Annotated in this window: 20 protein-coding genes; 16 read left to right on the top strand and 4 right to left on the bottom strand. The window is 67.1% G+C overall.

The genetic code is table 11. The features are described from left to right. The first annotated feature begins 24 nt into the window (after nt 1-24). From KH389_RS02915 to speA, 4 genes are all read left to right on the top strand, one after another. Nucleotides 25-1,098 (top strand): DUF2333 family protein, encoded by a 1,074-nt coding sequence (locus KH389_RS02915; protein ID WP_043860457.1) that lies wholly within the window; start codon nt 25-27, stop codon nt 1,096-1,098. After that, a complete protein-coding gene (locus tag KH389_RS02920) occupies nt 1,098-1,634 on the top strand; it encodes an NUDIX hydrolase (protein WP_043860456.1) in 537 nt (178 codons plus the stop codon). Before KH389_RS02915 ends, KH389_RS02920 begins: the two co-directional genes overlap by 1 nt. Before the next feature lie 194 nt (nt 1,635-1,828). Further along, on the top strand, nt 1,829-2,200 hold the full coding sequence (locus KH389_RS02925; protein ID WP_043860455.1) for a translation initiation factor Sui1: 372 nt from the start codon (nt 1,829-1,831) through the stop codon (nt 2,198-2,200). Between the two features lie 149 nt (nt 2,201-2,349). Beyond that, nucleotides 2,350-4,263 (top strand): arginine decarboxylase, encoded by a 1,914-nt coding sequence (gene speA, locus KH389_RS02930; RefSeq protein WP_043860454.1) that lies wholly within the window; start codon nt 2,350-2,352, stop codon nt 4,261-4,263. 100 nt (nt 4,264-4,363) lie between these two features. Here speA and KH389_RS02935 read toward each other — a convergent pair whose 3' ends face one another. Then, on the bottom strand, nt 4,364-5,704 hold the full coding sequence (locus KH389_RS02935) for an MATE family efflux transporter (RefSeq protein ID WP_054916714.1): 1,341 nt from the start codon (nt 5,702-5,704) through the stop codon (nt 4,364-4,366). A 147-nt stretch (nt 5,705-5,851) separates the two neighbouring features. Between KH389_RS02935 and KH389_RS02940 the strand changes: the two genes are divergently transcribed. Further along, a complete protein-coding gene (locus KH389_RS02940) occupies nt 5,852-10,801 on the top strand; it encodes an alpha-2-macroglobulin family protein (protein WP_054916713.1) in 4,950 nt (1,649 codons plus the stop codon). 80 nt (nt 10,802-10,881) lie between these two features. Here the strand turns inward: KH389_RS02940 and KH389_RS02945 are convergent, their stop codons facing one another. Beyond that, entirely contained in the window at nt 10,882-11,175 is a 294-nt protein-coding gene (locus tag KH389_RS02945; protein ID WP_043860925.1) for a hypothetical protein, read from the bottom strand. 104 nt (nt 11,176-11,279) lie between these two features. Here KH389_RS02945 and pbpC point away from each other — a divergent pair, with 104 nt between their 5' ends. The 3 genes from pbpC to KH389_RS02960 all read left to right on the top strand — a co-directional run bounded on the left by pbpC (nt 11,280) and on the right by KH389_RS02960 (nt 17,257). After that, on the top strand, nt 11,280-13,622 hold the full coding sequence (gene pbpC / locus KH389_RS02950; RefSeq protein WP_043860926.1) for a peptidoglycan glycosyltransferase PbpC: 2,343 nt from the start codon (nt 11,280-11,282) through the stop codon (nt 13,620-13,622). A gap of 286 nt (nt 13,623-13,908) precedes the next feature. Continuing rightward, nucleotides 13,909-15,474, top strand: a complete 1,566-nt coding sequence (locus tag KH389_RS02955; protein WP_338053203.1) for a collagen-like triple helix repeat-containing protein — start codon at nt 13,909-13,911, stop codon at nt 15,472-15,474. A 109-nt stretch (nt 15,475-15,583) separates the two neighbouring features. Further along, nucleotides 15,584-17,257, top strand: a complete 1,674-nt coding sequence (locus tag KH389_RS02960) for a ShlB/FhaC/HecB family hemolysin secretion/activation protein (RefSeq protein WP_043860928.1) — start codon at nt 15,584-15,586, stop codon at nt 17,255-17,257. A 92-nt stretch (nt 17,258-17,349) separates the two neighbouring features. Here KH389_RS02960 and KH389_RS02965 read toward each other — a convergent pair whose 3' ends face one another. Then, complete coding sequence (locus KH389_RS02965) at nt 17,350-17,757, bottom strand: response regulator (protein ID WP_043860929.1); 408 nt, start codon at nt 17,755-17,757, stop codon at nt 17,350-17,352. A 15-nt stretch (nt 17,758-17,772) separates the two neighbouring features. After that, complete coding sequence (locus tag KH389_RS02970; protein WP_043860930.1) at nt 17,773-17,958, bottom strand: Flp family type IVb pilin; 186 nt, start codon at nt 17,956-17,958, stop codon at nt 17,773-17,775. 324 nt (nt 17,959-18,282) lie between these two features. Here KH389_RS02970 and cpaB point away from each other — a divergent pair, with 324 nt between their 5' ends. From cpaB to KH389_RS03010, 8 genes are read left to right on the top strand one after another with little or no spacing between them, the layout of a single operon-like run. Next, nucleotides 18,283-19,224: a Flp pilus assembly protein CpaB gene (gene cpaB / locus KH389_RS02975; RefSeq protein ID WP_054916709.1), complete on the top strand. Its 942-nt coding sequence runs from the start codon at nt 18,283-18,285 to the stop codon at nt 19,222-19,224. Between the two features lie 21 nt (nt 19,225-19,245). Then, nucleotides 19,246-20,541, top strand: a complete 1,296-nt coding sequence (locus KH389_RS02980) for a type II and III secretion system protein family protein (protein ID WP_054916708.1) — start codon at nt 19,246-19,248, stop codon at nt 20,539-20,541. Then, nucleotides 20,538-21,728: a CpaE/TadZ family protein gene (locus KH389_RS02985; protein ID WP_043860933.1), complete on the top strand. Its 1,191-nt coding sequence runs from the start codon at nt 20,538-20,540 to the stop codon at nt 21,726-21,728. The genes KH389_RS02980 and KH389_RS02985 overlap by 4 nt, the downstream gene beginning before the upstream one ends. Next, a complete protein-coding gene (locus KH389_RS02990; RefSeq protein WP_043860934.1) occupies nt 21,729-23,003 on the top strand; it encodes a TadA family conjugal transfer-associated ATPase in 1,275 nt (424 codons plus the stop codon). A gap of 35 nt (nt 23,004-23,038) precedes the next feature. Beyond that, nucleotides 23,039-23,887 (top strand): type II secretion system F family protein, encoded by an 849-nt coding sequence (locus tag KH389_RS02995; protein ID WP_213607490.1) that lies wholly within the window; start codon nt 23,039-23,041, stop codon nt 23,885-23,887. Nucleotide 23,888: 1 nt separating this feature from the next. Continuing rightward, the gene (locus KH389_RS03000) at nt 23,889-24,773 is read left to right on the top strand and encodes a type II secretion system F family protein (protein WP_078481558.1); all 885 of its coding nucleotides are present in this window, start codon (nt 23,889-23,891) and stop codon (nt 24,771-24,773) included. A 14-nt stretch (nt 24,774-24,787) separates the two neighbouring features. Beyond that, complete coding sequence (locus tag KH389_RS03005; RefSeq protein ID WP_213606858.1) at nt 24,788-25,471, top strand: tetratricopeptide repeat protein; 684 nt, start codon at nt 24,788-24,790, stop codon at nt 25,469-25,471. Next, nucleotides 25,468-25,725 carry a DUF3613 domain-containing protein gene (locus KH389_RS03010; protein WP_213606859.1) on the top strand — a complete coding sequence of 86 codons (258 nt, stop codon included), beginning with the start codon at nt 25,468-25,470 and terminating at the stop codon, nt 25,723-25,725. Before KH389_RS03005 ends, KH389_RS03010 begins: the two co-directional genes overlap by 4 nt. Nucleotides 25,726-25,767: the final 42 nt, after the last annotated feature.

Below are 25,767 nucleotides of genomic sequence, written 5' to 3' on the forward strand. Positions count from 1 at the left end.
CGACCTGACAGAAAGGACAACGCCATGCTGGACTGGAAAAACCGTACAGGCAAAGCCGAGGCACGCGAGCGGGTGGACGCCCGTGGCTCGGGCACCCGCAGCTACTTCGGCGGGCTGTTGTTCAGCCGGGCGCTGGGCACCCTGATCGGTCTGTACCTGCTGGTGACCATCGCCCTGGGCTGGTACTGGAGCCAGGAGCCCGACCTGTTCCCGGTGCAGCAGAACGCCCAGGCCGCCGCCGAGCGCAACGGCCAGCAGATGGTCGTCGGCTACACCACTGTCGAAACCCTCAAGACCGTGGTTGCCACCCTGCTCGACAAGCCAGGCGGCTACATCTCCAACGACCGCTTCCCGCCGGGCCTGTGGATGGACAACATGCCCAGCTGGGAATATGGCGTGCTGGTGCAGGTACGTGACCTCAGCCGTGCCCTGCGCAAGGACTTCGCCCGTTCGCAGTCGCAGTCGGCCGAAGACGCCGACCTTGCCAAGGCCGAGCCGCGCTTCAACTTCGACAACAAGAGCTGGATCCTGCCGTCGAGCGAGTCGGAGTACCAGGAAGGCATCAATTCACTGAACCGCTACCAGAAGCGCCTGGCTTCGCCCGACCAGCAGGGCGCGCTGTTCTACACCCGTGCCGACAACCTCAACAACTGGCTGGGCGATGTGGCCACGCGCCTGGGCTCGCTGTCCCAGCGCCTGTCGGCTAGCGTGGGCCGGGTCAAGCTCAACACCACCCTCAAGACCGAATCGGTGGTGCCGGGCCAGGTGCCGCAGCTGGACGAGGAAGTGGTCGAGACGCCGTGGCTGCAGATCGACAACGTGTTCTATGAAGCCCGTGGCCAGGCCTGGGCGCTGTCGCACCTGCTGCGCGCCATCGAGGTCGACTTCGCCGACGTGCTGGCCAAGAAGAACGCCACCGTCAGCGTGCGCCAGATCATCCGTGAGCTGGAAGCCTCGCAGGAGCCGCTGTGGAGCCCGATGGTACTCAACGGCAGCGGCTTCGGCATGTGGGCCAACCACTCGCTGGTGATGGCCAACTACATTTCCCGCGCCAACGCCGCAGTGATCGACCTGCGCCAGCTGCTGTCCCAGGGCTGATGCTGTTCAGCCAGAGCGAGGCGGCGCACCGCGCCGCCTCGGATGCCGAGCGCATCGCCTGGGTCGACGAGCAGGACAACCTGCTCGGCGCCAAGCCGCGGGCCGAGCTGCGCGAGCAGGGGCTGATCGGGCGGGGCACCTACATCCTGCTGTTCAACAGTGCCGGCGAGCTGTGCGTGCACCAGCGCACCCTGAGCAAGGCGATCTACCCCGGCTATTGGGATGTGGCCGCCGGCGGCATGGTCGACGAGCACGAAAGCTACGAGCGCTGCGCCGCGCGCGAGCTGGCCGAGGAGCTGGGGGTGAGCGGCGTGTCGCTGAGCTTCCACGAGCGCTTCTTCTTCGACCAGCCTGGCAACCGGCTCTGGTGCGCGGTGTTCTCGGCGGTCTGGGACGGGCCTTTGCGCCTGCAGCCCGAGGAGGTCAGCCAGGCCCGCTTCATGCCCTTGCAGGCAGCCCTGGACGACAGCCTGAGCACCCCCTACTGCCCCGACTCACTGGCGGCGCTGAACCGTTTCGTGGCGCGGCGCGGCTGACGTCGCGAAAGCCAAGCAAAATGGCGCAGTTTTGCACTTAGCATTCGGCGCAATTGTGGTTACACTGCGCGGCCTTTTCACCCTGCCACGGCTTGCCGCGGCAGGTGCGCTGCCCCTGCCAGAGTGGGGCTTCGCGGTCGGTACCTCGCCCCGGGGCATCGACCAGTTTTTGTCCTCAACGCAGAGGATCAAAAGTGGCCAAGAAAGCCGCATCATTCGCCGCCCTCGGTGGCCTGGTGTTCTCCACCGATGCAGGCCGGCATTGCCCGGACTGCAGCAAACCCGTCGATGCCTGCATCTGCAAGCAGACACTCATCCCCGAAGGCGACGGCATTGCCCGTGTGCGTCGTGAAAGCAAAGGCCGTGGCGGCAAGACGGTGACCACCATCAGTGGCGTACCGCTCCCCCTGGATCAACTCAAGGAACTGGCCACCACGCTCAAGCGGCGTTGTGGTACGGGCGGCGCGTTGAAAGACGGCGTCATCGAGATCCAGGGCGACCACGTCGAGTTGTTGCTGGCCGAGCTGATCAAGCAAGGCTTCAAGGCGAAAAAGTCCGGCGGCTGATGGCCGCTGCGAGGTTTTTCCTGCAGCACTTCTAAACTCGTTCCCTGGGCAGGGGTCTATGCCTGAACAGGGAGAATCGTCATCTTCATTTTCTACACTGGCCAGCACGCCCTGGCCGGTGTTCACGACTTTCTTTATAGGGGACTTCGATGTCCGTACGACGCACACGCAAAGACGATGGCAGCCAATGGACCGTGGCCGACAGCCGCAGTGTTTACGGCATTCGCCATTGGGGCGCGGGTTACTTCGCGATCAACGAGGCCGGGCGCGTCGAAGTACGCCCCAACGGGCCGGACAGTGCGCCGATCGACCTGTACGAGCAGGTCGACGAGCTGCGCCAGAGCGGCCTGTCGCTGCCGCTGCTGGTACGTTTCCCCGACATCCTGCAACACCGCGTGCGCCAGCTGACCGGCGCATTCGACGCCAACATCGCGCGCCTGGAGTACCAGAGCCAGTACACCGCGCTGTACCCGATCAAGGTCAACCAGCAGGAAGCGGTGGTGGAGAACATCATCGCCACGCAGAACGTGTCCATCGGCCTTGAGGCCGGCTCCAAGCCCGAGCTGCTGGCGGTGCTGGCGCTGGCGCCCAAGGGCGGCACCATCGTCTGCAACGGCTACAAGGACCGCGAGTTCATCCGCCTGGCGCTGATGGGGCAGAAACTGGGTCACAACGTGTTCATCGTGATCGAGAAAGAATCCGAAGTGGCACTGGTGATCGAGGAAGCCGCCGACCTCAAGGTCAAGCCGCAGGTCGGCCTGCGCGTGCGCCTGTCGTCGCTGGCTTCGAGCAAGTGGGCCGATACCGGCGGCGAGAAGTCCAAGTTCGGCCTGTCGGCTGCGCAGCTGATTTCGGTAGTGCAGCGCTTTCGCGATGCCGGCCTGGACCAGGGCATTCGCCTGCTGCACTTTCACATGGGCTCGCAGATCGCCAACCTGGCGGACTACCAGCACGGCTTCAAGGAAGCCATCCGCTACTACGGCGAGCTGCGTGCGCTGGGCCTGCCAGTGGACCACATCGACGTGGGCGGCGGCCTGGGCGTGGACTACGACGGCACCCACTCGCGCAATGCCAGCTCGATCAACTACGACATGGACGACTACGCCGGCGTGGTGGTGGGCATGCTCAAGGAGTTCTGCGACGCGCAGGGCCTGCCGCACCCGCACATCTTCTCCGAGAGCGGCCGCGCGCTGACCGCGCACCACGCGATGCTGGTGGTGCAGGTAACCGACGTCGAGAAGCACAACGACGAAGTACCCGAGATCGAGGACAAGCAGAGCCTGCCCGAAACCGTGCAGTGGCTGGCCGACCTGCTGGGCCCGACCGACATCGAGATGGTCACCGAGACCTACTGGCGTGCCACCCACTACATGAGCGACGTGGCCGCGCAATACGCCGACGGCAAGATCACCCTCGCGCAGAAGGCCCTGGCCGAGCAGTGCTACTTTGCCGTGTGCCGCCGGTTGCACAACTCGCTCAAGGCGCGCCAGCGCTCGCACCGCCAGGTGCTGGACGAGCTCAACGACAAGCTGGCCGACAAGTACATCTGCAACTTCTCGGTGTTCCAGAGCCTGCCCGACACCTGGGCCATCGGCCAGGTGCTGCCGATCCTGCCGCTGCATCGCCTGGGCGAAGAGCCGCTGCGCCGTGCGGTGCTGCAGGACCTGACCTGCGACTCGGACGGCAAGATCAACCAGTACGTCGACGAGCAGAGCATCGAGACCAGCCTGCCGGTACACGCCATCAACGAGGGCGAGGACTACCTGCTGGGGATCTTCCTGGTGGGCGCGTACCAGGAAATCCTCGGGGACATGCACAACCTGTTCGGTGACACCGACTCGGTGAACATCTACCAGAACCCCAACGGCAGCGTGTACCACGCCGGCATCGAGACCCACGACACCATCGAGGACATGCTGCGCTACGTGCACCTGTCGCCCGAAGAGCTGATGACCCACTACCGCGACAAATGCGCCAGCGCGAAGATCACGGCGCGTGAGCGTACCCAGTTCCTGGATGCCTTGCGCCTCGGGCTGACCCGCTCGTCCTACCTGTCCTCCTGACCGTAATCGCGGGTCAAGCCCGCTCCCACAGGTTTTTCATCATCCTTGAAGCTGATGCAGTACCTGTGGGAGCGGGCTTGACCCGCGATAGGGCCGGCACTTACACCACAAACCACCCGTCACGCCGCTGCAACCGCCACCCCATCACCCCCAGCGTCACCGCCCGCAGCCCCATGAACAGCAGAAAGCCCAGCCACAGCCCGTGGTTGCCCAGCCCGCTGGCCGCATAGGCGAACGGCAGTGCTATCGCCACGCTCAGCAGCATGCCGTTGCGCATCTCCCGTGCCCTTGTCGCGCCGATGAACAACCCGTCGAGCAGGTAGCTCCACACCGCCACCAGTGGCAGCAGCGCCAGGTATGGCAGGTACTCGAACGCCGTCTCGCGCACGCTGGGGATATCCGTCTGCAACTGGATGAACCAGTGCCCGCCCAGCAGGAACACCCCGGCAAACCCCAGGCTGACGATCAACGACCAGCCACACGCCACCGTCATCGAACGGCGCAATGCGCCGCGGTCCCCGGCGCCGATCGCATGCCCGCACAGTGCCTCCACCGCATGCGCCAGGCCGTCCAGTGCATACGCGGTCAGCAGCAGGCCGTTGAGCAGCAGCGCATTGGCCGCCACCGTCGCCTCGCCCAGGCGCGCACCCTGCACGGTGATCAGGAAGAACACCCCCTGCAACGCCAGGCTGCGAATGAAGATGTCGCGGTTCACGCTCAGCAGCGGGCGCCAGCTCTGCCAGCGCCTGAGCAGCGCCCAGGCCACCTGCCCGGGGTAGGCGCGCAGGGCCGGGCGCGTGAGCGCCAGGCCGAGCAGCGCGGCCGACCATTCGGCGATCACCGACGCCCGCGCCGAGCCCAGCACACCCCAGTCCAGCCCCAGCACGAACCACAGGTTGAGCACGATGTTGAGCAGGTTGGTGGTCAGCAGGATCGCCAGCGGGGCACGGGCGTTCTGCGTACCCAGAAACCACCCCACCAGGGCAAAGCTGGCCAGCGCTGCCGGCAGGCCGAGCAAGCGCGTGTGGAAGAACGCCAGGGTGTTTTCCTGCAGCGCGGCACTCGGTTGCATCAGGCCCAGTGCCAGGTGGCTGAAGGGAATCGCCAGTGCCCCCAGCAGCACGGCGAACAGCAACGCCAGCAGCAGCCCCTGCACCAGCACCTGGCGCAGCGCGGCGCCGTCGGCGCGCCCGGCCGCCTGGGCGGCAAAGCCGGTGGAGCCCATGCGCAGGAAGCCCATCAGAAACGCCAGGAAGGTATACAGGCTGGCGCCCACCGCCACGGCGCCGAGCTGGTGCGCGTGGGGCAGGTGGCCGATCACGGCGCTGTCCACCAGCGCCACCATGGGCACGGAAATGTTGGAAAGAATCATCGGCGCGGCCAGCGCCCAGACCCTGTGGTGGGTCGGGCGGTCGCGCCAGTCGCTGAGTAGTCGGGACATGCAGGCTCCTTGAGAACCGGCATTGTAGCCGCCCCCGGCACTAAAACTGGTGAACGCTGTCTCACGCCGGGCGCCTCGATCAGCGATGCCCGCGAGCTTGCTATATAGTGCTCGTCTCAGACCCTGCTACCGGAAGAGTTACCCTCCATGCTCAACAAAGGATTGTGGCTGGCGTGCGCCATGGCGCTGCTCAGTGCTTGCGACTCGTCTACTGATAAACCGGCCCCGGCCCCCGCGCCAACGGAACAGGCCGCCCCGGTAGCCCCGGCGCCGGCCCCCGCCGAACCGGCCGCGCCCGCAGCTGCACCGGCCCCGGCGGCGACCCCGGCGCCCACCCAGGCGAGCCTGGGCGAGCGCTACGCCGGTCGCGAGCTGACGGTGGTAGACGTTTCCGAAGTGCAAGTCGACGGTGCCAGCGCCTTGTCGGTGACCTTCTCGGTGCCGTTGGACAAGGACCAGAACCTTGCCGAGCGCGTGCACCTGGTGGACACCACCCGGGGCAAGCTCGACGGCGCGTGGGAGCTCAGCGAAAACCAGATGGAGCTGCGCCTGCGCCACCTGGAGCCGCAGCGCAAGCTGGTGCTGACCGTGGATGCCGGCCTGCTCGGGGTGAACGGCAAGAAGCTCCCCAGCGAGTACGTCAGCCGCCTCGAAACCCGCGACATGCAGCCCACCGTGGGCTTCGCCAGCCGCGGCTCGCTGCTGCCCACGCGCCTGGCCGAAGGCCTGCCGGTGATCGCGCTGAACATCGACAAGGTGGACGTCGAGTTCTTCCGCATCAAGCCCGAGTCGATGTCCAGCTTCCTGGCCAGCTGGGGCCGCAACACCTCGCTCGAGTACTACAACTCCGAAGAGCTGTTGAGCAAGGCCGACCTGGTGTATGCCGGCCGCTTCGACCTGAACCCGGTGCGCAACACCCGCGAAACCCTGTTGCTACCGATTGCCGGGATCAAGCCGTTGCAGGAACCTGGGGTGTACCTGGCGGTGATGCGCGCCTCGGGCCGCTACAACTATTCGCAGCCGGCCACCCTGTTCACCCTGAGTGACATCGGGCTGTCGGCGCATCGCTACACCAACCGCCTGGACGTGTTCACCCAGGCGCTGGACGGCGGCAAGGCCCTGGACGGGGTCAACCTCGAACTGCTCGACCGGGAAGGCAAGCTGCTGGCCCAGGCCAAGACCGACGGCGATGGCCATGCGCAATTGCCGATGCCGCCCAAGGCCGATGTACTGCTGGCCAAGCAGGGCGTGCACACCACCTTGCTGCGCCTGAACAGCGCCGCGCTCGACCTCTCCGAATTCGCGCTGACCGGGCCGCAGGCCAACCCGCTGCAGTTTTTCGTGTTCGGCCCGCGCGACCTCTATCGCCCGGGTGAAACCGTGCTGCTCAACGGCCTGCTGCGCGACCAGGACGGCAAGCCGGTGAAAGCCCAGCCGGTCAGTGTCGAGGTGCGTCGTCCGGATGAACAGGTCAGCCGCAAGTTCGTGTGGGAGGCCGATGCCAACGGCTTCTACCAGTACCAGTTGCAACTGGCCAGCGAAGCCCCGACCGGGCGCTGGCAGCTGGTGTTCGACCTGGGCGGCGGCAAGAAGCAGGTGTTCGAGTTCCTTGTCGAAGACTTCATGCCCGAGCGCCTGGCCCTGGAACTCAAGGGCAGCGCGACCCCGCTGAGCCCGGGCGAAACCGCTGAAATCCATGTCAATGGCCGCTACCTCTACGGCGCCCCGGCCTCGGGCAACCGCCTCAGCGGCCAGGCCTACGTGCGCCCGCTGCGCGAAGCGGTGCCGGCCTTGCCGGGCTATCAGTTCGGCTCGATCACCGAGGAAGACCTGAGCCACGACCTGGAACTGGACGAAACCACCCTGGACGCGTCGGGCGATGCCACGCTGCAGATCGAAAGCCGCTGGTCCGAGGCGCATTCGCCGCTGCAACTGAGCGTGCAGGCCAGCCTGCAGGAGTCCGGTGGCCGGCCGATCACCCGGCGCCTGGAGCAGCCGATCTGGCCGGCCGAGCGCATGCCCGGCCTGCGTGGGCTGTTCGACGGTGAAGAAGTCGACGGCAACACCCCGGTCGAGTTCGAACTGCTGATGGCCGACCGTGATGGCCACAAACTGGCCGCCGACAACCTCAAGGTGCGCCTGATTCAGGAGCGCCGCGACTACTACTGGAACTATTCCTCCAGCGATGGCTGGGATTACAACTACAACGAGAAATTCCTGCTGCAGTCCGAGCAGCCGGTCAGCATCAAGGCCGGCAGCACTGCCAAGCTGAGCTTCCCGGTGGAATGGGGCCCGTACCGTGTCGAGGTCGAAGACCCGAGCACCGGCGTGACCAGCAGCGTGCGCTTCTGGGCTGGCTGGCGTGCCCAGGACAACACCGACGGCGGCGCCGTGCGCCCCGACCAGGTCAAGCTGGCGCTGGACAAGCCGGCCTACGCCGATGGCGCCACCGCGCAGATCACCGTGACCCCGCCGGCTGCCGGCAAGGGCTACCTGATCGTCGAGGGCAATGACGGCCCGCTGTGGTGGGAAGAAATCGACGTGCCTGCCGAAGGCAAGACCTACGCGGTCAAGCTCGACCCCAAATGGGCCCGCCACGACCTGTACGTCAGCGCCCTGGTGATCCGCCCCGGCGAGCGCAAGGCCAATGCCACGCCCAAACGTGCCGTGGGCGTGCTGCACCTGCCGCTGGATCGCGCCGAGCGCAAGCTGGCGCTGACCCTCAAGGCCCCGGAAAAGATGCGTCCCAAGCAGCCGCTCACCGTCAAGGTGCAGGCGCGCAATGCCGATGGCAGCATCCCCAAGCAGGTGCAGGTGCTGCTGGCTGCGGTGGACGTGGGCATTCTCAACATCACCAGCTACGCCACCCCCGACCCGTTCACCGGCATGTTCGGCCGCAAGGCCTACGGCGCCGACCAGCTGGATATCTACGGCCAGCTGATCGAAGCCGGGCAGGGCCGCCTGGCCAGCCTGGCATTCGGCGGTGACGCAGCCATGGCCAAGGGCGGCAAGCGTCCCAGCACCAGTGTGACCATCGTGGCCCTGCAGAGCGCCCCGGTGACCCTGGACGCCAAGGGCGAAGGTCAGGCGACGGTGGACATCCCCGACTTCAACGGCGAGCTTCGGGTGATGGCCCAGGCCTGGACCGACGAGCGCTTCGGCATGGCCGAGGCCAAGACCGTGGTCGCCGCGCCGCTGATCGCCGAACTGTCGGCCCCGCGTTTTCTGGCCGGCGGCGACCGTACCGAGCTGGCGCTGGACCTGTCCAACCTGTCGGGCAAGGCGCAGAAGTTCACGGTCAAGGTGACCACCGAGGGCCAGTTGAACCTGCTGACCCCGTCCGAGCAGCCACTGAGCCTGCGTGACGGCCAGCGCGTGACCTCGCTGCTGGGCGTGCAGGCCGTGGGTGGCCTGGGCCAGGGCAAGGTCAAGGTGCAGGTCAGCGGCCTGGTGCTGCCGGGCGAACCGAACACCGCCTTCACCCGCGAGTGGACCCTGGGCATTCGCCCGGCCTACCCGGCGCAGCTCAGGCACTACCGCGCCGCGCTCAAGGACCAGCCATGGACCTTGCCCGCCGAGGACCTGGCCGCGTTCGAACCCCAGGGCCTGGAGGCGATGCTGTCGCTGTCGAGCCGCCCGCCGCTGAACATCGCCGAGCAGATCCGTGCCCTCGAGGCCTACCCCTATGGCTGCCTGGAGCAGACCACCAGCGGGCTGTACCCGTCGCTGTACGCCGATGCCGAGACGCTCAAGCGCCTGGGCATCAAGGGTGAAGAGCCCAAGGTGCGCCAGCGCAAGATCGAGATGGGCATCGAGCACCTGCTCGGCATGCAGCGCTACAACGGTAGCTTCGGCCTGTGGAGCGCGGACGACAGCGAGGAGTACTGGCTGACCGCCTATGTCACCGACTTCCTGCAGCGTGCCCGCGAGCAAGGCTATGCGGTGCCGCCCGAGGCGCTGAAAAAGGCCAACGAACGCCTGCTGCGCTACCTGCAGGAACGCAACCTGATCGAGCCGTACTACACCAGCAACGCCGAGCACAGCCGCTTCGCGGTACAGGCGTATGCGGCGCTGGTGCTGGCGCGTACCCAGCAGGCCCCGCTGGGTGCCCTGCGCAGCCTGTTCGAGCGCCGCGCCGATGCACGCTCGGGCCTGCCGCTGGTACAGCTGTCGATCGCACTGGACAAGATGGGCGACAAGCCGCGCTCGGCGCAGGCCCTGCAGGCGGGCCTGGCGGTCAAGCGCCAGGACGTGTGGCTGAGCGACTATGGCAGCCCGGTACGTGACGAGGCGCTGATCCTGGCCCTGCTCGAAGAGAACAAGCTGGCCACCGACCAGCTCGACCAGCGGCTGTTCGAGCTGTCGGACAAGATGGCCAGCAGCTCGTACCTGTCCACCCAGGAACGCAATGCGCTGTTCATGGCCGGGCGTGGCATGCTCAAGCAGCCTGAAGGCCGCTGGAGTGCACGCCTGGACAGCGCGGGCGAGCTACGCGACCTGGGCCCGACCCAGGCCGGGCTCAAGCTGGAGGGGCCGTTGCTGGCCTCGCCGCTGACCGTGACCAACACCAGCGACAAGACCGTGTACCAGCAGTTGACCGTGTCGGGTTACCCGCGCTTCGCACCCCGTGCGGTGGGCACCAACATGAGCATCTACCGCGAGTACCTGGGCATGAATGGCCGGGCACTGAACATCAAGTCGCTCAAGAGTGGCGACCTGGTGCTGGTGCACATTGGTATCCGCGCCAACGAGCGGGTGCCGGACGCGCTGATCGTCGACCTGCTGCCGGCGGGCCTGGAGCTGGAAAACCAGAACCTGGCGCAAAGTGCGGCCAGCCTGGACAACGCCAGCAGTGCAGTGAAGGAATGGCGTGAAGCGATGCAGAACGCCAACGTGGTGCACCAGGAGTTTCGCGATGACCGCTACGTGGCGGCGATGAACGTCGACCCGTACGGCGTGACGCACCTGCTGTACCTGGCCCGTGCGGTCACGCCGGGCACCTACCGCGTGCCGCCGGTGCAGGTGGAGTCGATGTACCGGCCCAACTGGCAGGCGGTGGGCGAGAGCCCGGGTGACATGGTGATTCTGGGGCGCTAGTCAGGCCCCATCGCGGGTCAAGCCCGCTCCCACAAGGGTCGCAGTAATCCCTGTGGGAGCGGGCTTGACCCGCGATGCTGTCACCGCACCACCCAGCTCAACACCCACAACCCCAGCATCAGCCAGATGATCCCCATGATGATCGAGGCGCGCATGAACGCGCGCACCGCCGAGTACAGCAACAGCAGGCCGATCACCAGCATCAGGATGCTGACCAGCGAGGTGTCCATGCCCAGTGTGCGTGCCAGGCCGTCGATGAAGTTGCCGCCGGCATTGGCCAGCAGATTGAACAACCCGCTCAGGGCATCCACCACGAAGCGGATCACCGCGCCGAGCGCTTGCCCCAGCCATTCGAAAAAACCTTCTACATGCATAATCGCTTCCTGATCGACGCTACGGCGCAGTCGCCGTGCCCAGAGCTTTGGCCATCATCCTGCCGGCTCGGTTCCTCACCCACGCAAAAAGGTGTCCGCGCCTGATGTTCAGCTTAGCCCGACCCCGCTCGCGCATCGCCCGGCTGCTGTGCGCCGCCTTTGCCTGCGTGCTGTTGCTGTGGCTGGCTGATCGCCTGTGGCCATTGCCGATGCCGGCCGACGATCTGGCGCGGGTGGTGCTGGCCGAAGACGGCACGCCGCTGTGGCGCTTTGCCGATGCCGAGGGCGTGTGGCGCTACCCGGTCACCCTCGATCAGGTGTCGCCTTACTACCTCGAAGCCTTGCTCACCTACGAGGACCGCTGGTTCTACCGGCACCCCGGGGTCAACCCGCTGGCCCTGGGCCGTGCCGCCTGGCAGAACCTCACGGGCGGGCGCGTGCTGTCGGGCGGCAGCACGCTGTCGATGCAGGTGGCGCGCCTGCTCGACCCGCACTCGCGCACGCTGCCGGGCAAGTTGCGCCAGGTGTGGCGCACCGCCCAGCTGGAATGGCACCTGTCCAAACGCCAGATCCTGGAGCTGTACCTCAACCGCGCACCGTTCGGCGGCACCCTGCAGGGTGTGGCGGCGGCCAGCTGGGCGTACCTGGGCAAGTCGCCCTTGCAACTGACCCCGGCCGAGGCCGCGCTGCTGGCGGTGCTGCCCCAGGCGCCCAGCCGTCTGCGCCCCGACCGCCACCCGGAGCGCGCGCGCCTGGCCCGGGACAAGGTGCTGCAACGCCTGGGCGAGTACCAGGTGTGGCCGCAGCAGCGCATCGCCGAAGCGCAGGAAGAACCGCTGCTGCTGGCACCACGCCAGGAGCCGGCGTTGGCTCCGCTGCTGGCTCGCCGGCTGAACCGTGCCGACAGCCCGCCGCTGATCCACACCACCCTCGACGCTGCGCTGCAACGGCGCCTGGAAGACCTGCTGCTGGGCTGGCGCGCACGCCTGCCCGAGCGCACTTCGGCGGCGATCCTGGTGGTGGAGTCGCAGACCATGGCAGTGCGCGCCTACCTGGGGTCGGTGGACCTTGGCGATGAGCGCCGTTTCGGCCACGTCGACATGATCACTGCCCTGCGTTCGCCGGGCTCGACCCTCAAGCCGTTCCTGTACGGCATGGCCATGGATGACGGCCTGATCCATTCGGAGTCGTTGCTGCAGGATGTGCCACGCCGCTATGGCGACTATCGCCCCGGCAATTTCTCGATGGGTTTCAGTGGCCCGGTGGCGGCCAGCTCGGCATTGGCGTTGTCGCTCAACCTGCCGGCGGTGCAGTTGCTCGAAGCCTACGGGCCCAAGCGCTTTGCCGCGCAGATGCGCATGGGCGGCATGCCGCTGAGCCTGCCGACGGCGGCCGAGCCGAACCTGTCGCTGATCCTGGGCGGCGCCGGCAGCCGCCTCGAAGACCTGGTCAGTGGCTACAGTGCGTTCGCCCGCGACGGCATGAGCGCGCCGCTGCGCCTGCAACCGGATGCGCCGCTGGTCGAGCGCCGGCTGCTGTCGCCGGGCTCGGCGTGGATCATCCGGCGCATCCTCAGTGGCCAGGCGCGTCCCGACCGCGACCCGCACGCCGAACTGGTGCAGCGCCCGCAGCTGGCCTGGAAGACCGGCACCAGCTACGGCTTTCGCGATGCCTGGTCGATCGGCGTGGGGCCGCGCTACCTGATCGGCATCTGGATCGGCCGCCCCGACGGCACCCCGGTGCCGGGGCAGTTCGGCCTGGCCTCGGCCGCGCCGCTGATGCTGCAGGTGCATGACGTGCTGAGCAACCGCGACAGCCAGCGCGGCATTGCCGCCCCGGTGCCGGCAGTGCCGGGCAACGTCGGGGTGGCCGCGATCTGCTGGCCGCTGGGCCAGCCGATGGCACGTACCGACCCCAACTGCCGGCGCCAGCGCTTTGCCTGGACCCTGGACAACACCACGCCGCCGACCCTGCTCGCGCAGGACCAGCCCCTGGGTGTCGGCCTGCTGGAGAAGGTGTGGGTGAATGCCCGGGGCCTGCGGGTGGATGCAGCCTGTGCGGGGGCCGCGCCGCGCGACATCGCGCTGTGGCCGGCACCACTGGACCCGTGGTTGCCGCGCCTGGAGCGGCGCGAGGCGCGTTTGCCGGCCATCGACCCGAGCTGCCCGCCGCAGGTACCGGCCAGTGCCGCGCCGTTGTCGGTGGTGGGGATACGCCCGGGCGACCAGTTGCGCCGTCCCGCCACCAGCCGCGATGCCCTGCACCTGAGCGTTTCGGCGCTGGGTGGCGAAGGCCAGCGCTGGTGGTTCCTCAACGGCGCACCCCTGGGCGAGACCACAGCCCAGGCGGCGCTGGCCGTGAACCTGGAGGAGGTGGGGCGCTACGAGCTCAGCGTGCTGGATGCCAGCGGGCAGACCGCGCGGGTCGAGTTCCAGGTCAACGACTGACCCGGCACCCGTAAGATGGATATAACGCGAAAGGGGAAGGGCTGCCAAAGCACCTTCCCCTTGCTTTCAAGTGCCTGAAGCAAAAGGGCTTTTGCTGGTGCTGCGACTGTATATATCGGGTTAATACCAAGCTCAGAATTGTTCCCATTGCGCCTGCGCGCTCAGATAGCTGCAACGGACGTGGAGTGGCCGGAAACCCGGTGCTTCACACCTATAAAAGCAGCGGCAGCAGTAGCAGGGAGTCGCCATGAAAACTCAAGCGTGGATCAAAGCAAGTACGGCAGTGATGTTGATCTTGACCGTGAGCCTGGCCGGTTGCAGCAGCGGCGGTGGCGGTCACAAGAGTCACGTAAGCAGTTCCACACCCGATTCGGGTACCGATGGCGGCAGTGGTGGTGGCGGTACCGGCGGCGGTACTGACGGTGGTGGCGGCACAGGTGGTGGCGGTACGGACGGCGGCGGTGGTACTGGCGGTGGCGGTACGGACGGCGGTGGTGGTACTGGCGGTGGCGGTACGGACGGCGGTGGTGGCACCGGCGGTGGCGGTACGGATGGCGGCGGTGGCAACAACGGCGGTGGCGGTAACAATGGCGGCGGTGGCAACAATGGTGGTGGCGGCAACAACGGTGGTGGCACGACCTCGACCACGGTCGTCGGCCAGGTGGTGGCCCAGGTTGGCAGCGGCGTGTCGGGCGTGGGCACGGGCGTGTCCGGCGTGGGCAACGCCGTCAGCGGCGTACCGGTAGTGGGCAGCACCGGTGCCGGCGACCTGGTGACGGCCACCGGCAACGCCGTCACCAGCATCGGCGATGGCCTGGGCAAGGGCCTGGGTACGCTTGGCACTGGCAGCAATGCCCTGGGCGAGACGGTCAAGGGCGTGGGCAACGGGGTGTCGGATATCGGCGGCGGGGTCAAGTCGGTGGCCAGCAGCCAGTTGATCGAACAGATACCCGTGGTCAACGGTGTGGTGGACAAGGTCGGCGACGTGGTGGTGATGCTTGGCGATACCCTCAGCACCCAGAGCACCACCGGCAAGCTGGGCAACCTGAACCAGCAATTGAGCAACCAGGTGGTCAAGGTGGTGTCGCTGGTGGAAGGCGCCACCGGCAAGGTGGGTGATGCCACCGGGGTGGGTGCACCGGTCAGCGGCCTGTTGAACAAGGTTGGCAGCGCAGTCGACGGGGTGGGCGACAAGGTCGCCAGTGCCGGCAACGGCAACCCGCTGACCACCGCCGTCGGCGGGCTGGTAAGCCATGTCGGCACGGCGGTCGGCACCAGCGGTGGCCTGGTCAACACCGGCACCGGCAGCGGTGGCAGCGCCCCCGGTGCGGGGCTGCTGGAAACCGCCGGTGGCGCCGTGGCGGGCCTGGGCAGCGGGCTCGGCGCCGGCAGCAGCAACGGCCTGCTCGACGCCGCAGGCAGCACGGTCAACAAGGTGGGCCAGACCGTGGCCTCGCTGGGGCCGGTACTGGGCGGCAATGGCGTGGCCAGCGTGCCGGCCGGGGTGCCCACCGCTGCGTTGGGCAACAGCGTGGGCGCCGGCCTCACCCCGGTGGTGAGCGGTGTGACCAGCGTTACCCAGCAGGTAGGCGCTGCAACCGGCATCGGTGCGCCGGTCAACGGCCTGGTCACCCAGGTGGGCAGCGCAGTCAGCGGGGTGGGCAATCAGATTGCCGCAGCCGGCAACAACCCGGTCACCACCCAGTTGGGGGCGACGGTCAATGCCGTGGGCGGCACCGTGGGCCAGGTCGGTACCCTGGTCAACGGCAACGGGCAAGGGGGCGGCGGCGTGGGCGGTCTGCTCGATGGCCTGACCACGGGCCTGAAAGGCGGCCTCGGGGGTAACAAGTAACTAAATGGCCATCATCGATTAGACGATTTTACGGGCAACACCTACGCTTGAGGCTGACGAGGGAACCGTCTTTGGTTCCCTCGTATTTTTCAGGATCATGGAGTGTCCTATGCGATCGATGTTCGTCGCGTTATTGGGTCTGTCCTGGGTGGCTTCGCTGCATGCCGAGCCCCTGCCGAGCTTCCTCAACAGCAACGAGACCGAGCGCAAGCTGCCAGCGCCCAACCTGCCCGCCGATGCCTTTCGCCCCGTCACTCCCCAACTGAACCTGCCCGCACCGGATGCCGGCCAGCAGCCACAGCCGCTGCTGATGGGCACGCGGGTGCGCGTGCAGCGGGTGCGCATCGAAGGCGGCACCATCTACCCGCTCAGCGAACTGCGCGACAACTACCAGGGCCTGCTCGACCGCGAGGTGACCCTGGGCGAGCTGATCGAGGCCACCCGCCGCCTCACCCAGCGCTACCAGCAGGATGGCTACCTGTTGTCGTATGCCTACCTGCCGCCGCAGGACTTTGCTGAAGGCCGTCTGCGCGTGGTGCTGGTGGAAGGCTACATACGTGATTACGAACTGCAGGGCGATGTGGGGCCGGTGTCGGCCTACCTCGACAAGCTGGTGGGCAAGCTCAAGGCCGAGCGCCCGCTCACCCGCAAGACCTTCGAACGCTACACCGCGCTGATGAGCCGGGTGCCGGGCCTGACCTTGCAGGCCCAGGTGCCGCCGCCGGGCACCACCGACGGCGCCACGCGGCTGATCGCGCAGGCCTCGCGCAAGCCGTTCACCAGTACCTTGAGCCTCACCGACGGCAGCCGCGACGACACCCAGGCGCTGCTCGGCCTGAACAGCAACGCCCAGACCGCGGTGGCCGAGCAGTTGAGCTTCAGCGCGCTGTTCCCGCCGGGGCAGGATGACGAACGCTACTACCGTCTCGACTACTCGCAGTACGTGGACGCCGAAGGCACCCAGCTCAATCTTTCGGCCTCGACCTACCGCAGCAACCCGGCGGCGCGGGTGCGCCTGGAGAACGGCATAGACCTCAAGCAGCACCGCGAGAACGACCGTTACTCCATCGGCCTGAGCCAGGCGCTGATTGCCTCGAGCAACGAATGGCTGAACGTGGCAGCGCGCTTCTATGCGGTGAACGACAGCACCGACTACCGGGTGGTCGGCCTGCCATTGAAGGTCAGTACCCGCACCGATGTGCGCGCCTTTGCCTTCGAGGCAGACTGGAGCAAGTCGGACGCGCAGCAGCTGCGCATCCTCAGTGCCGGTGTGTACCAGGGCCTCGATCACTTCGGTGCCAAGACCGACAGCGACTACGACCTGGACTTTTTGCGCCTGCGCCTGTCGGGGGTGCAGAGTGACCGGTTCTTGCAGAACTGGCAGGGGGTGGCATCGGCGGCGCTGTACTGGACCGACGACAGCCTGCCCGACAGCGAGCGCGCGGTGTTCGGCGGGCAGAACTTCGGCCGCGGCTACCCCAGCGATCAGGCTTCCGGCGACAAGGGCTGGGGTGCGGCATACGAGGTCAACTACAGTTTCAAGCGCGATGGCAGCTGGCTCAAGGTACTGCAGCCGTACGTGGTGGTGGACGCCGCGCGTACCTGGTTCAACGAGCTGGCGGTGCGTGATTCACGATTGTCGTCGGCGGCGCTGGGGCTGCGCTTTGGCGATGCGCGCTACTACAACATCTCGCTGGAGGCGGCCAAGCCGATGTCGGATATCGCGCTGGACAGCTTCAATCGGCGGCCACGGTATACGTTGAGTTTCAGTTACCAGCTGTGACGACCGATTGCGGGTCAAGCCCGCTCCCACAAGGTATGCGCACTACCGGTGGGAGCGGGCTTGACCCGCGATGGCCGCGTGGCGGCCAGGCGTTACTGAACCAGTTGCAGGCGGGGCTTGGGGAACAGGTTGTCCAGGGTTTCCAGCAGGCGCAGGTGGTAGATCGGCTTGCGGAACAGGTCGAGTACCTGCAGGCGCAGCAGATCGCTGACCGCATCCATGTCGGCATGCCCCGAGGTGACGATCACCGGCAGGTGCTGACGCGCCGTGTGCTCGCGCAGGCGCCTGATCAGCGAGATGCCGCTCTCTTCCGGCATGTTCAGGTCGGTGATCACCAGGGCAATGTCGGGATGTCGCGTCAACTGCTGCAGGGCGAGCTTGACCGAGGTTGCCGTGTGACAACAGAAGCCCTCGCCCTCCAGCAGCTCGGCCAGCTCCAGCAGTGCGTCTTCTTCGTCATCCACCAGCAGCAGCTGTTGACGTGAGTGGGAAGCCGGCATGTTCAGGTCCTGTCATCAGGCTGAGGGCAGGGCGGCGACGATGTCGTCGAAGACCTTTTTCACCCCGCCCCCCACATCGGTCGAGACCCCGATGATCACCACGGCCACCATGGCGGCCACGATGGCATATTCGATACCGGACGCGCCGTCCTTGCGATGGAAGAACAGCTTGCAGTGCTTGAGGATGCGGGAAAGGACCATGGTACTTCTCCTTGCGCCACAGGCGCGGGTAATGGGGCCCGGAAACGGTGATTCCCCTTTGCCATCACAGCATCGTCAAGCGGTTCGAAACCGGCAAATGTAAGAAGGCATTAATACCAAAGTAAGGGTGTCAATGCTGGCGCCAATAAGCTGTTGTTTTCAGGGGGTGTCGGGTTTCGGACCGAAAAAAAACTGACGGGTAATGGCGTTTTGTCCTAGCTGCGCTACCGTCAAATAGCGAAATAGTTACTTGCAACTTCATGTTTGCGGGCCAGTTCGCACACCGCGCGGCCGAAGGGATGTTCAGGCAGAGGGAGCGCCGACATGAGCAGTCGCATCACCATGATCCTTGCCGTGCTGTTCCTGATCGGTGCCGTGCTGGCAGGTTACTGGGGGCTGGTGCTCAGCCGTGCATCCGAGGCACCGGAGCCCCCGCAAGCGGCGGCGCCAGGGCCGGCCGGCCCGGCCCAGCCGGTGGACCAGGCCACGGAGGCTGGCACCGACGCATTGCGCAAGCCCGTGCTGGTGCTGCGCCGCGACGTACCCGCCTACACCGTGCTGACAGCCGAGGATCTGAGTGTCGAGCGCCTGCTGGTGGCCCCGGCCGGCAGCTTCCAGCGCCCCGAGCAGGTGCTGGGCCGCACCAGCTGGCGGGCCCTGCCTGCAGGTACCTGGCTGGAGGAGAGCAGTTTCGAGGCCGGTGGGCCGCTGGCGCGCATGATCCACCCCGGCGAGCGCGCCCTGGCGGTGGCGGTGGACGAAGTGGTCGGCGCCGCCGGACAACTGCGCCCCGGCGACTACGTGGATGTGCTGCTGTACCTGCGCGAAGACAACCTCAACCCGCAGGCCTCGGCCCAGGTGGCCGTGCCGGCCTTGCGCCTGCTCAGCGTGGGCGAGCAACTGGGGCTGGCCAACGATGGCCGCCCGCCGGAGGCCGACACCGATGCCAAGGCGGCCCAGGAACAGCGTCGCGCCATGGCGCGCACCGTGGTGCTGGCGGTACCTGAAGCCCTGGCCAGCCGCCTGTTGCTGGCCGCCCAGGCAGGCAGCCTGCGCCTGGCGGTACGCAGCGCCGAAGAGAAACGCCTGGCCAGCTACTGGGCCGACCCACAGGCCGCTGCACCGCAACTGGACAACGCCAACCGCGACCTCTTTCGCTTCAGTCAACTGGCCATGACCCCGGCCGCCGCCCCGGTTGCAGGCCAGGCGCCCAGGCACCAGATGCAGATCATTCGAGGCCCCCAGGCTTCAACGCCCACCCCCTGATCGAAGCAAGGATGCCCGTTGATGAGCAGTCGTTCCGAGCTGATGTTCAAGCGTTCCATCCTGACCCTGTTGTTGCTGGGGGGGCCGGCTGCCCATGCCCTGGCGGCGCCGTCGGGTTGTGCCGGGCTGAGCCCGGTGCCGGCCAGCATCGAGCTGGACCAGGGCCTGCAGCAGGAGATCCGCCTGCCGGTGCCGATCACCCGGGCGGCGGTTGGCGACCCCAACATCGCCGATGTGCAGGCCAGTGGCGAGCGCGGCGTGGTGGTCAGCGCCGTGGGCCCCGGTGCCACCAGCCTGATGCTGTGGACCGCATGCGCCAGCGTGCCGCGCCAGAGCATGCTGTTCATCAAGGGCCGGGCCACTGCCGAGATGGCCGACAGCGCCTTGCCGCCCAGCCTCGACCCCTTGCTGCCGAGCCAGGTGCAGGCCGATATCCGCTTTGTCGAGGTCAGCCGCACCAAGCTCAAGGAGGCCGGTACGCGGCTGTTCTTCAAGGGCTCCAACAACTCGCTGTTCGGTTCGCCGGGCAGCGTGCCCAACACCACGGTGTCGCCGGGCTACGTGCCGGGTGCGGTGACCAGCCCCGATGGTGGCGGCGTTGGCGGGCTGGTCAAGGTGCGCCCGAGCATCCCGTTGAACAACGATGTGTTCAATATCGTGTGGGGCGGCGGCAGCAGCCGCTTCCTGGCGGCCATCGATGCGCTGGAGAGCAGCGGCTTCGCCTACACCCTGGCGCGCCCCAGCCTGGTGGTACTCAGCGGCCTGACCGCGAGCTTTCTGGCCGGCGGCGAAATCCCCATTCCGGTACCCAGCACCGGCAGCGACACGGTGACCATCGAGTACAAGGAGTTCGGCATTCGCCTGGCGTTGTCACCCACGGTGGTCAGCCGCGACCGCATCACCCTCAAGGTGGCGCCGGAGGTCAGCGAGCTGGACTACAACAACGCAGTGCGCATCGCCGGCGTCACCGTGCCGGGCCTGACGGTGCGGCGCACCGACACCAGCGTGTCGCTGGCCGATGGCGAGAGCTTCATCATCAGCGGCCTGATCAGCAGCAGTGCGCGCTCGGCGGTGGACAAGTTTCCGGGCCTGGGCGACGTGCCGATCCTGGGCGCGTTCTTTCGCCAGTCGTCGATCAGCCGTGAGGAGACCGAGCTGCTGATGATCGTGACCCCGCGCCTGGTGCAGCCGCTGGCGGCCAATGCCAAGTTGCCCGAGTTGCCCGGCGAGCGCCTGCGCACCTACGACCCGAGCTGGGGGCGTCTGTTCTTTCTCGAGAACGGCAACTTCGAACAGCGCAGTGGATTGAGCCAATGAGCCAGAGCCTGAGCCAGACCTTCCTTGCGATCACCCGTGACGACGGTGACCTGCAGTGGCTGAAAACCGCCCTGGCGCCGCTGGGCCAGGTGGTGGGGGCCGGCAGCGGCAGCCTCGACGAACTGCTCGCACTGGTGGATGTGACCTTCGCCAACCTGGTGTTCGTGGGCCTGGACCGCGAGCAGGTGGTGAGCCAGTGCGCGCTGATCGAAGGGGTGCTGGAGGCCAAGCCGATGCTGGCGATCGTTGCCCTGGGCGATGGCATGGACAACCAGCTGGTGCTCAATGCGATGCGCGCCGGTGCGCGGGACTTCGTCGCCTACGGCTCGCGCTCAAGCGAAGTGGCCGGGTTGGTGCGCCGCCTGAGCAAGCGCCTGCCACCGGTGACCAGCAACCCGCACCTGGGCGGCCTGACGGTGCTGTACGGCACCCAGTGCGCCAGCGACGGCGCCCTGCTCACCAGTCACCTGGCGCGGGTGGTGCAGGGCAGTGGTCAGCAGACCCTGTTGCTGGACCTGGGCCTGCCCCGTGGCGACAGCCTGGCGCTGCTGGGGCTGGAGGCCTCGTTTCACTTCGGTGATGCGCTGCGCCACCTGCGCCGCCTGGATGCCACCCTGATCGACAGCGCGTTCGCCCGCGAACCCTCGGGCCTGCGCCTGCTGGCCTATACCGACAGCGACGAGGCACTGGAGCGCACCAGCGCGGCCGAGCTGTACATGCTGCTCAGCGCGCTGCGCCAGCACTTCCAGCACATCGTGGTGAACCTGGCCGGGCAGCCCGACAGTGAGCCCTTGCGCACCTTCGTCAGCCATTGCGACAAGCTGATCTGGTACACCGACCAGAACGTGCTGGACTGCCGGCGCAACCTGGAGGTGCTGACCCTATGGCGCGAAAAGGGCATGAAACTGGAACACGCGAGCCTGCTGGTGGACCGCTACCTGCGCAGCGTGGCGCCCGACTCCGACGCGCTGGGCAAGCGCTATGGCCTGCCGGTGCTGGTGGTGCTGCCCTACAGCCCCGAGGTGCGCCTGAACGCCAAGAACCAGGGGCTGTCGCTGTTCGAGGTGGCCCCGCGCGAGGCCTTGACCCAGGCGCTCAAGGCCTTGGGCGAGCGGCTGGCACGACGTTCGGAAAGCCTGCAACCGAAGGCGGGCAACTGGATGAAGCGCCTGTGGGGGCACAAGTAGATGAGCGGCGACGAGCTGTTCGGCGGCCCGCGGCAAAACCCGGGCAGCGACCCGCAGGGGCTCAAGCGGGCCTTGCACCGGCACATCATCGATGCCATCGAGGACACCGGCCTCAACCTGCTGGAGGGCGCCCGCCCGGCGCTGGCGCAGTTCGTGGTGGAGCAGGTGGGCGACTACATCGCGCGCCAGCACCTGGCCGTGTCGCGCTACGAGATGGAGCGCCTGGCCGAGGAGATCGTCGACGAGCTCACCGGCTTCGGCCCGCTTGAGGTACTGCTGCGCGATGCGGGCGTCACCGAGATCCTGGTCAACGGCCCGCACCGGGTGTTCATCGAGCGCGCGGGCGTGCTGCAGCAGACCGACCTGCGCTTTATCGACGCGCATCACGTGGAGCGTGTGATGCAGCGCATCCTCGCGCCGTTGGGGCGGCGCCTGGACGAGTCGTCGCCGATGGTCGATGCGCGCATGCCCGACGGCAGCCGGGTGAATGCGATCATCCCGCCGGTGGCGCTGGACGGGCCGTGCCTGTCGATCCGCAAGTTTCGCAAGGACATGCTCAAGAGCGCCGACCTGCTGGCCACCCGGGCCATCGACCAGGCAATCCTCGACTTTTTGCAACGTGCGGTGGGCAAGCGCTGCAACATCCTGGTCAGCGGCGGCACCGGCACCGGCAAGACCACCTTGCTGAACATTCTCAGCCAGTTGATCAGCCCCCGTGAACGCCTGGTGACCATCGAGGACGTGGCCGAGCTGCAGCTGGATCACCCGCACGTGGTACGCCTGGAAACCCGCCCGCCCAATGCCGAGGGGCATGGCGAGATCAAGGCCAGCGAGCTTATTCGCAACGCCCTGCGCATGCGTCCGGACCGCATCATCCTGGGCGAGATCCGCGGGGTCGAGGTGCTCGATGTACTGACCGCGATGAACACCGGCCACGACGGTTCGATGAGCACGGTGCACGCCAACAACGCGCAGGACGCGCTGCTGCGCCTGGAGACCCTGGTGGGCCTGACCGGTCGCCAGGTGGCCGAGAAGACCTTGCGCCAGATGATCTGCGCCGCGCTCGACGTGGTGATCCAGCTGGCCCGCCTGCCCGATGGCCGTCGCTGCGTGAGTGAGGTGCTGGAGGTGGTGGGGGTGCGCGACGATGTGTATGTCACCAACACGCTGTTTCGCCTCGACCGGCGCGGCGGCGACACCTTCCTGCGCGAGGCGGTCAACCCGGCCAGCGACAAGCTGCGCCGTGACCTCAACGATGCGGAGCCCGGGCCGTGAGCGGCGCGGTGTGGTTGTGGCTGGGGGGCGTGGTCATGCTCGGCATCTCGATGCGCCTGTTCTATACCAGCCTGCACCGCTCGGGCAACGAACGCATTCTGCAGCGCCTGGGCCAGCACCAGCAGGCCGCCGACAACAGCGGGCCACGTGGCCCTGACTGGCTCGAGCTGATGCTGTTGCGTGCAGGTTTCGACCGCCGCAATGACCGGCTGATGGCATGGGGGGCAGGCTGGCTGCTGCTGGCCGTGTGCGCCGGGCTGTACGGCGGCTGGCCTGGCCTGCTGCTGGTGCTGCTGGCGGGGCCGTTGCTGTTGCGCCTGTTCCTGGCCTGGCGCTACCAGCACCGGGTACGCCGCCTTATCGAACAGTTGCCGGTGCTGCTTGACCATTGCGTGCGCAGCCTGAAGGCCGGGCGCACGCTGAGCGATGCGGTGCTGGGGGCCATCGATGCCTCGCGCGAGCCGTTGCTGGGGGCCATGCAGCGAGTCAAGCGCAACGTGCAGTTGGGGGTGAGCCTGGACGATGCGATGTCGGAACTGGCCGAACTGTATGCGCGCGAAGAGCTGCGCCTGTTCGCCCTGGGCCTGCGCATCAACCACCGCTATGGCGGCAATGCCAGCGAGTTGCTGGAGAACCTGATCAAGGTGATTCGCGAGCGCGAGCAGGGCGCGCGGCAGCTGCGCGCGATGACCGGTGAAACCCGCATCACTGCCGTGGTGCTGGCGGTGCTGCCGGTCAGCGTGGCCGGCTACTTCATGTTCAGCAACCCCAATTACCTGCTGACCATGTGGCATGACAGTGTCGGCCAGCGCCTGCTGTTCAGTGCCTTCGTGCTGCAGGCGCTGGGGTGTCTGGCGCTGTGGCGCATGTTGCGGAGTATCTGAGATGGCCTTGTTGCTCAGTGCGGTGTTGTTGTTTGGCGCGTTCGCCCTGCTGCTGGGTCAGTGGCTGCGTCAGCGGCGCAGCCAGCGCCTGGTGGAGCAACGCCTGCAGGGGCGTGCGCCGGACGAGCCGGCACTGCGCGGCTGGTTGCAGCGCATGGGCGACAGCCGGCTGGGGCAACGTTCGCTGAACCTGGACGGCGAGACCCGCCAGTTGCTCGACCGGGTGGGTTGGCGGCGTTCGCGCCAGCGCTCGCTGTTCGCGGCCTGCCAGGTGGGCTTGCCGCTATGCCTGATGGGGGCGGCGGTGCTGGTGCAGGAGGTGTTCTTTCGCGAGAGCCGTTCGCCCTGGTTGTTCCCGCTGATGGGGCTGGGGTTGGGCTACCTGCTGCCCAAGCGGTTGCTGGCGCTGCTGGCGGCACGCCGTCAGCGCCAGGTGGCGCAGGAGGTGTCGACCTTCATACCGCTGCTGCGCATCATGTTCGAGTCGGGCCTGGCGGTGGAGCAGAGCCTGCGCCTGCTGAGCCTGGAGGGGCAGCGCCTGCTGCCGGTGTTGAGCGAGGAGTTGCGGCTGTTGCTGGCACGGGTCGATTCGGGGTTGGCGCTGGCGCCGGAGCTGGAGAAGAGCGCGCAGTTGCTGGGGGTGGAGGCGTTCAGCGACACCTGCATCATCCTGCGCCAGTTGCTGACCCAGGGGGGCGGGGCGATGAAGTCGCTGCTGGCACTCAAGCAACTGCTCGATGACCGGCGCCTGACCACCTTGCAGGAACGGATTTCGAAGATGTCGGGAAAGATGTCGGCAGTGATGATGCTGTTTCTGTTTCCGGCGTTGCTGATCGTACTCGCCGGCCCGGGCTTCACCGCCCTGGCCAGGGCATTCGGGGCTTGAGAGGAGTGGACGCAATGAAGGCATGCATCGCGGCGCTGGGGTTGTTGTTGCTCGGTGGTTGCGCCACGGATGGCTCGGCGCCGTGGCTGGCCATGCCGGGCTCGACGGCCAGTTGTGCCAAGCCCGATTCGAGCCAGGAGCTGTCGCTGAACATGGCCGACGAGATGCTTGCCGACGGGCGCCCGCATGCCAGCCTTGCGCACCTGGAGGCGCTGCCGGCCGATCTGCCCCAGGTGCGGGTGCGCAAGGCCAAGGTGCTGCGCCTGCTTGGACGCAGCGAGGCCGAGCCGCTGTACCGCAGCCTGCTTGGCGGGTGCCTGGCGGCCGAGGGTGAGCATGGGCTGGGGCAGATGGCGGCGGCCCGCGGCGACAACGCGCAGGCGCTGCAGCATCTGCAACGGGCCATGCAACTGGCCCCCACCGACGAGAAGATCCGCAACGACCTGGGGGTGGTGTACCTGAACCAGGGCAAGCTGGAGCAGGCGCGCTTCGAGTTTCTGACCGCAATCGAACTCAAGGACAGCGACCGTCTGGCGGCGGTCAACCTGGTGACCTTGCTGCTGTACCAGGACAAATGGCAGCAGGCGGCCGACCTGGTGAGCCGGCTGGGCCTGAGTGCGGCGCAATTCAACGAAGCGCAGGCGCGCGCCCAACAACTCAAACCTGGCAGTGTGGCTGCCGTGCAGAGGTCGTCATGAACAGTCGGATACTGGTGATGCTGGTAGTGCTGCCGGGCCTGGCCCAGGCGATCGAGCCCGGGCCTTCGTCCAGGGCACAGTCGGCCACCGAGGCGTGGTTGCAGATGCAGGCCAGCGGCGCGCAGGCCTCCAAGACCCCGCAGAGCGCCACGCCCAAGGAGCGCGACCAGAGCATGCAACGCTGGCTGGATACCTACAAATACGTGATTCCGGATTTCTTCCGGTGGGAGAAGACCAGCAATAGCGACAAGTGAGAGCGCATTGCACCAGCGGTGGGAGCAGCCCTGTATCTGAGC

It is taken from the genome of Pseudomonas qingdaonensis (assembly GCF_018398475.1).
GTDB classification, from domain to species: domain Bacteria; phylum Pseudomonadota; class Gammaproteobacteria; order Pseudomonadales; family Pseudomonadaceae; genus Aquipseudomonas; species Aquipseudomonas palmensis.

Bases quoted from the DNA above. Each gene is read 5' to 3' on its own strand.
- KH389_RS02955 (WP_338053203.1), top strand. From the start codon at position 13,909: ATGTTGATCTTGACCGTGAGCCTGGCCGGTTGCAGCAGCGGCGGTGGC.
- KH389_RS03005 (WP_213606858.1), top strand. From the start codon at position 24,788: ATGAAGGCATGCATCGCGGCGCTGGGGTTGTTGTTGCTCGGTGGTTGC.
- KH389_RS02990 (WP_043860934.1), top strand. From the start codon at position 21,729: ATGAGCGGCGACGAGCTGTTCGGCGGCCCGCGGCAAAACCCGGGCAGC.
- cpaB (WP_054916709.1), top strand. From the start codon at position 18,283: ATGAGCAGTCGCATCACCATGATCCTTGCCGTGCTGTTCCTGATCGGT.
- KH389_RS02915 (WP_043860457.1), top strand. From the start codon at position 25: ATGCTGGACTGGAAAAACCGTACAGGCAAAGCCGAGGCACGCGAGCGG.
- KH389_RS02940 (WP_054916713.1), top strand. From the start codon at position 5,852: ATGCTCAACAAAGGATTGTGGCTGGCGTGCGCCATGGCGCTGCTCAGT.
- KH389_RS02960 (WP_043860928.1), top strand. From the start codon at position 15,584: ATGCGATCGATGTTCGTCGCGTTATTGGGTCTGTCCTGGGTGGCTTCG.
- KH389_RS02965 (WP_043860929.1), bottom strand. From the start codon at position 17,757: ATGCCGGCTTCCCACTCACGTCAACAGCTGCTGCTGGTGGATGACGAA.
- KH389_RS02920 (WP_043860456.1), top strand. From the start codon at position 1,098: ATGCTGTTCAGCCAGAGCGAGGCGGCGCACCGCGCCGCCTCGGATGCC.
- KH389_RS02945 (WP_043860925.1), bottom strand. From the start codon at position 11,175: ATGCATGTAGAAGGTTTTTTCGAATGGCTGGGGCAAGCGCTCGGCGCG.
- KH389_RS02985 (WP_043860933.1), top strand. From the start codon at position 20,538: ATGAGCCAGAGCCTGAGCCAGACCTTCCTTGCGATCACCCGTGACGAC.
- speA (WP_043860454.1), top strand. From the start codon at position 2,350: ATGTCCGTACGACGCACACGCAAAGACGATGGCAGCCAATGGACCGTG.
- KH389_RS02980 (WP_054916708.1), top strand. From the start codon at position 19,246: ATGAGCAGTCGTTCCGAGCTGATGTTCAAGCGTTCCATCCTGACCCTG.
- KH389_RS03000 (WP_078481558.1), top strand. From the start codon at position 23,889: ATGGCCTTGTTGCTCAGTGCGGTGTTGTTGTTTGGCGCGTTCGCCCTG.
- KH389_RS02935 (WP_054916714.1), bottom strand. From the start codon at position 5,704: ATGTCCCGACTACTCAGCGACTGGCGCGACCGCCCGACCCACCACAGG.
- pbpC (WP_043860926.1), top strand. From the start codon at position 11,280: ATGTTCAGCTTAGCCCGACCCCGCTCGCGCATCGCCCGGCTGCTGTGC.
- KH389_RS03010 (WP_213606859.1), top strand. From the start codon at position 25,468: ATGAACAGTCGGATACTGGTGATGCTGGTAGTGCTGCCGGGCCTGGCC.
- KH389_RS02995 (WP_213607490.1), top strand. From the start codon at position 23,039: ATGCTCGGCATCTCGATGCGCCTGTTCTATACCAGCCTGCACCGCTCG.
- KH389_RS02970 (WP_043860930.1), bottom strand. From the start codon at position 17,958: ATGGTCCTTTCCCGCATCCTCAAGCACTGCAAGCTGTTCTTCCATCGC.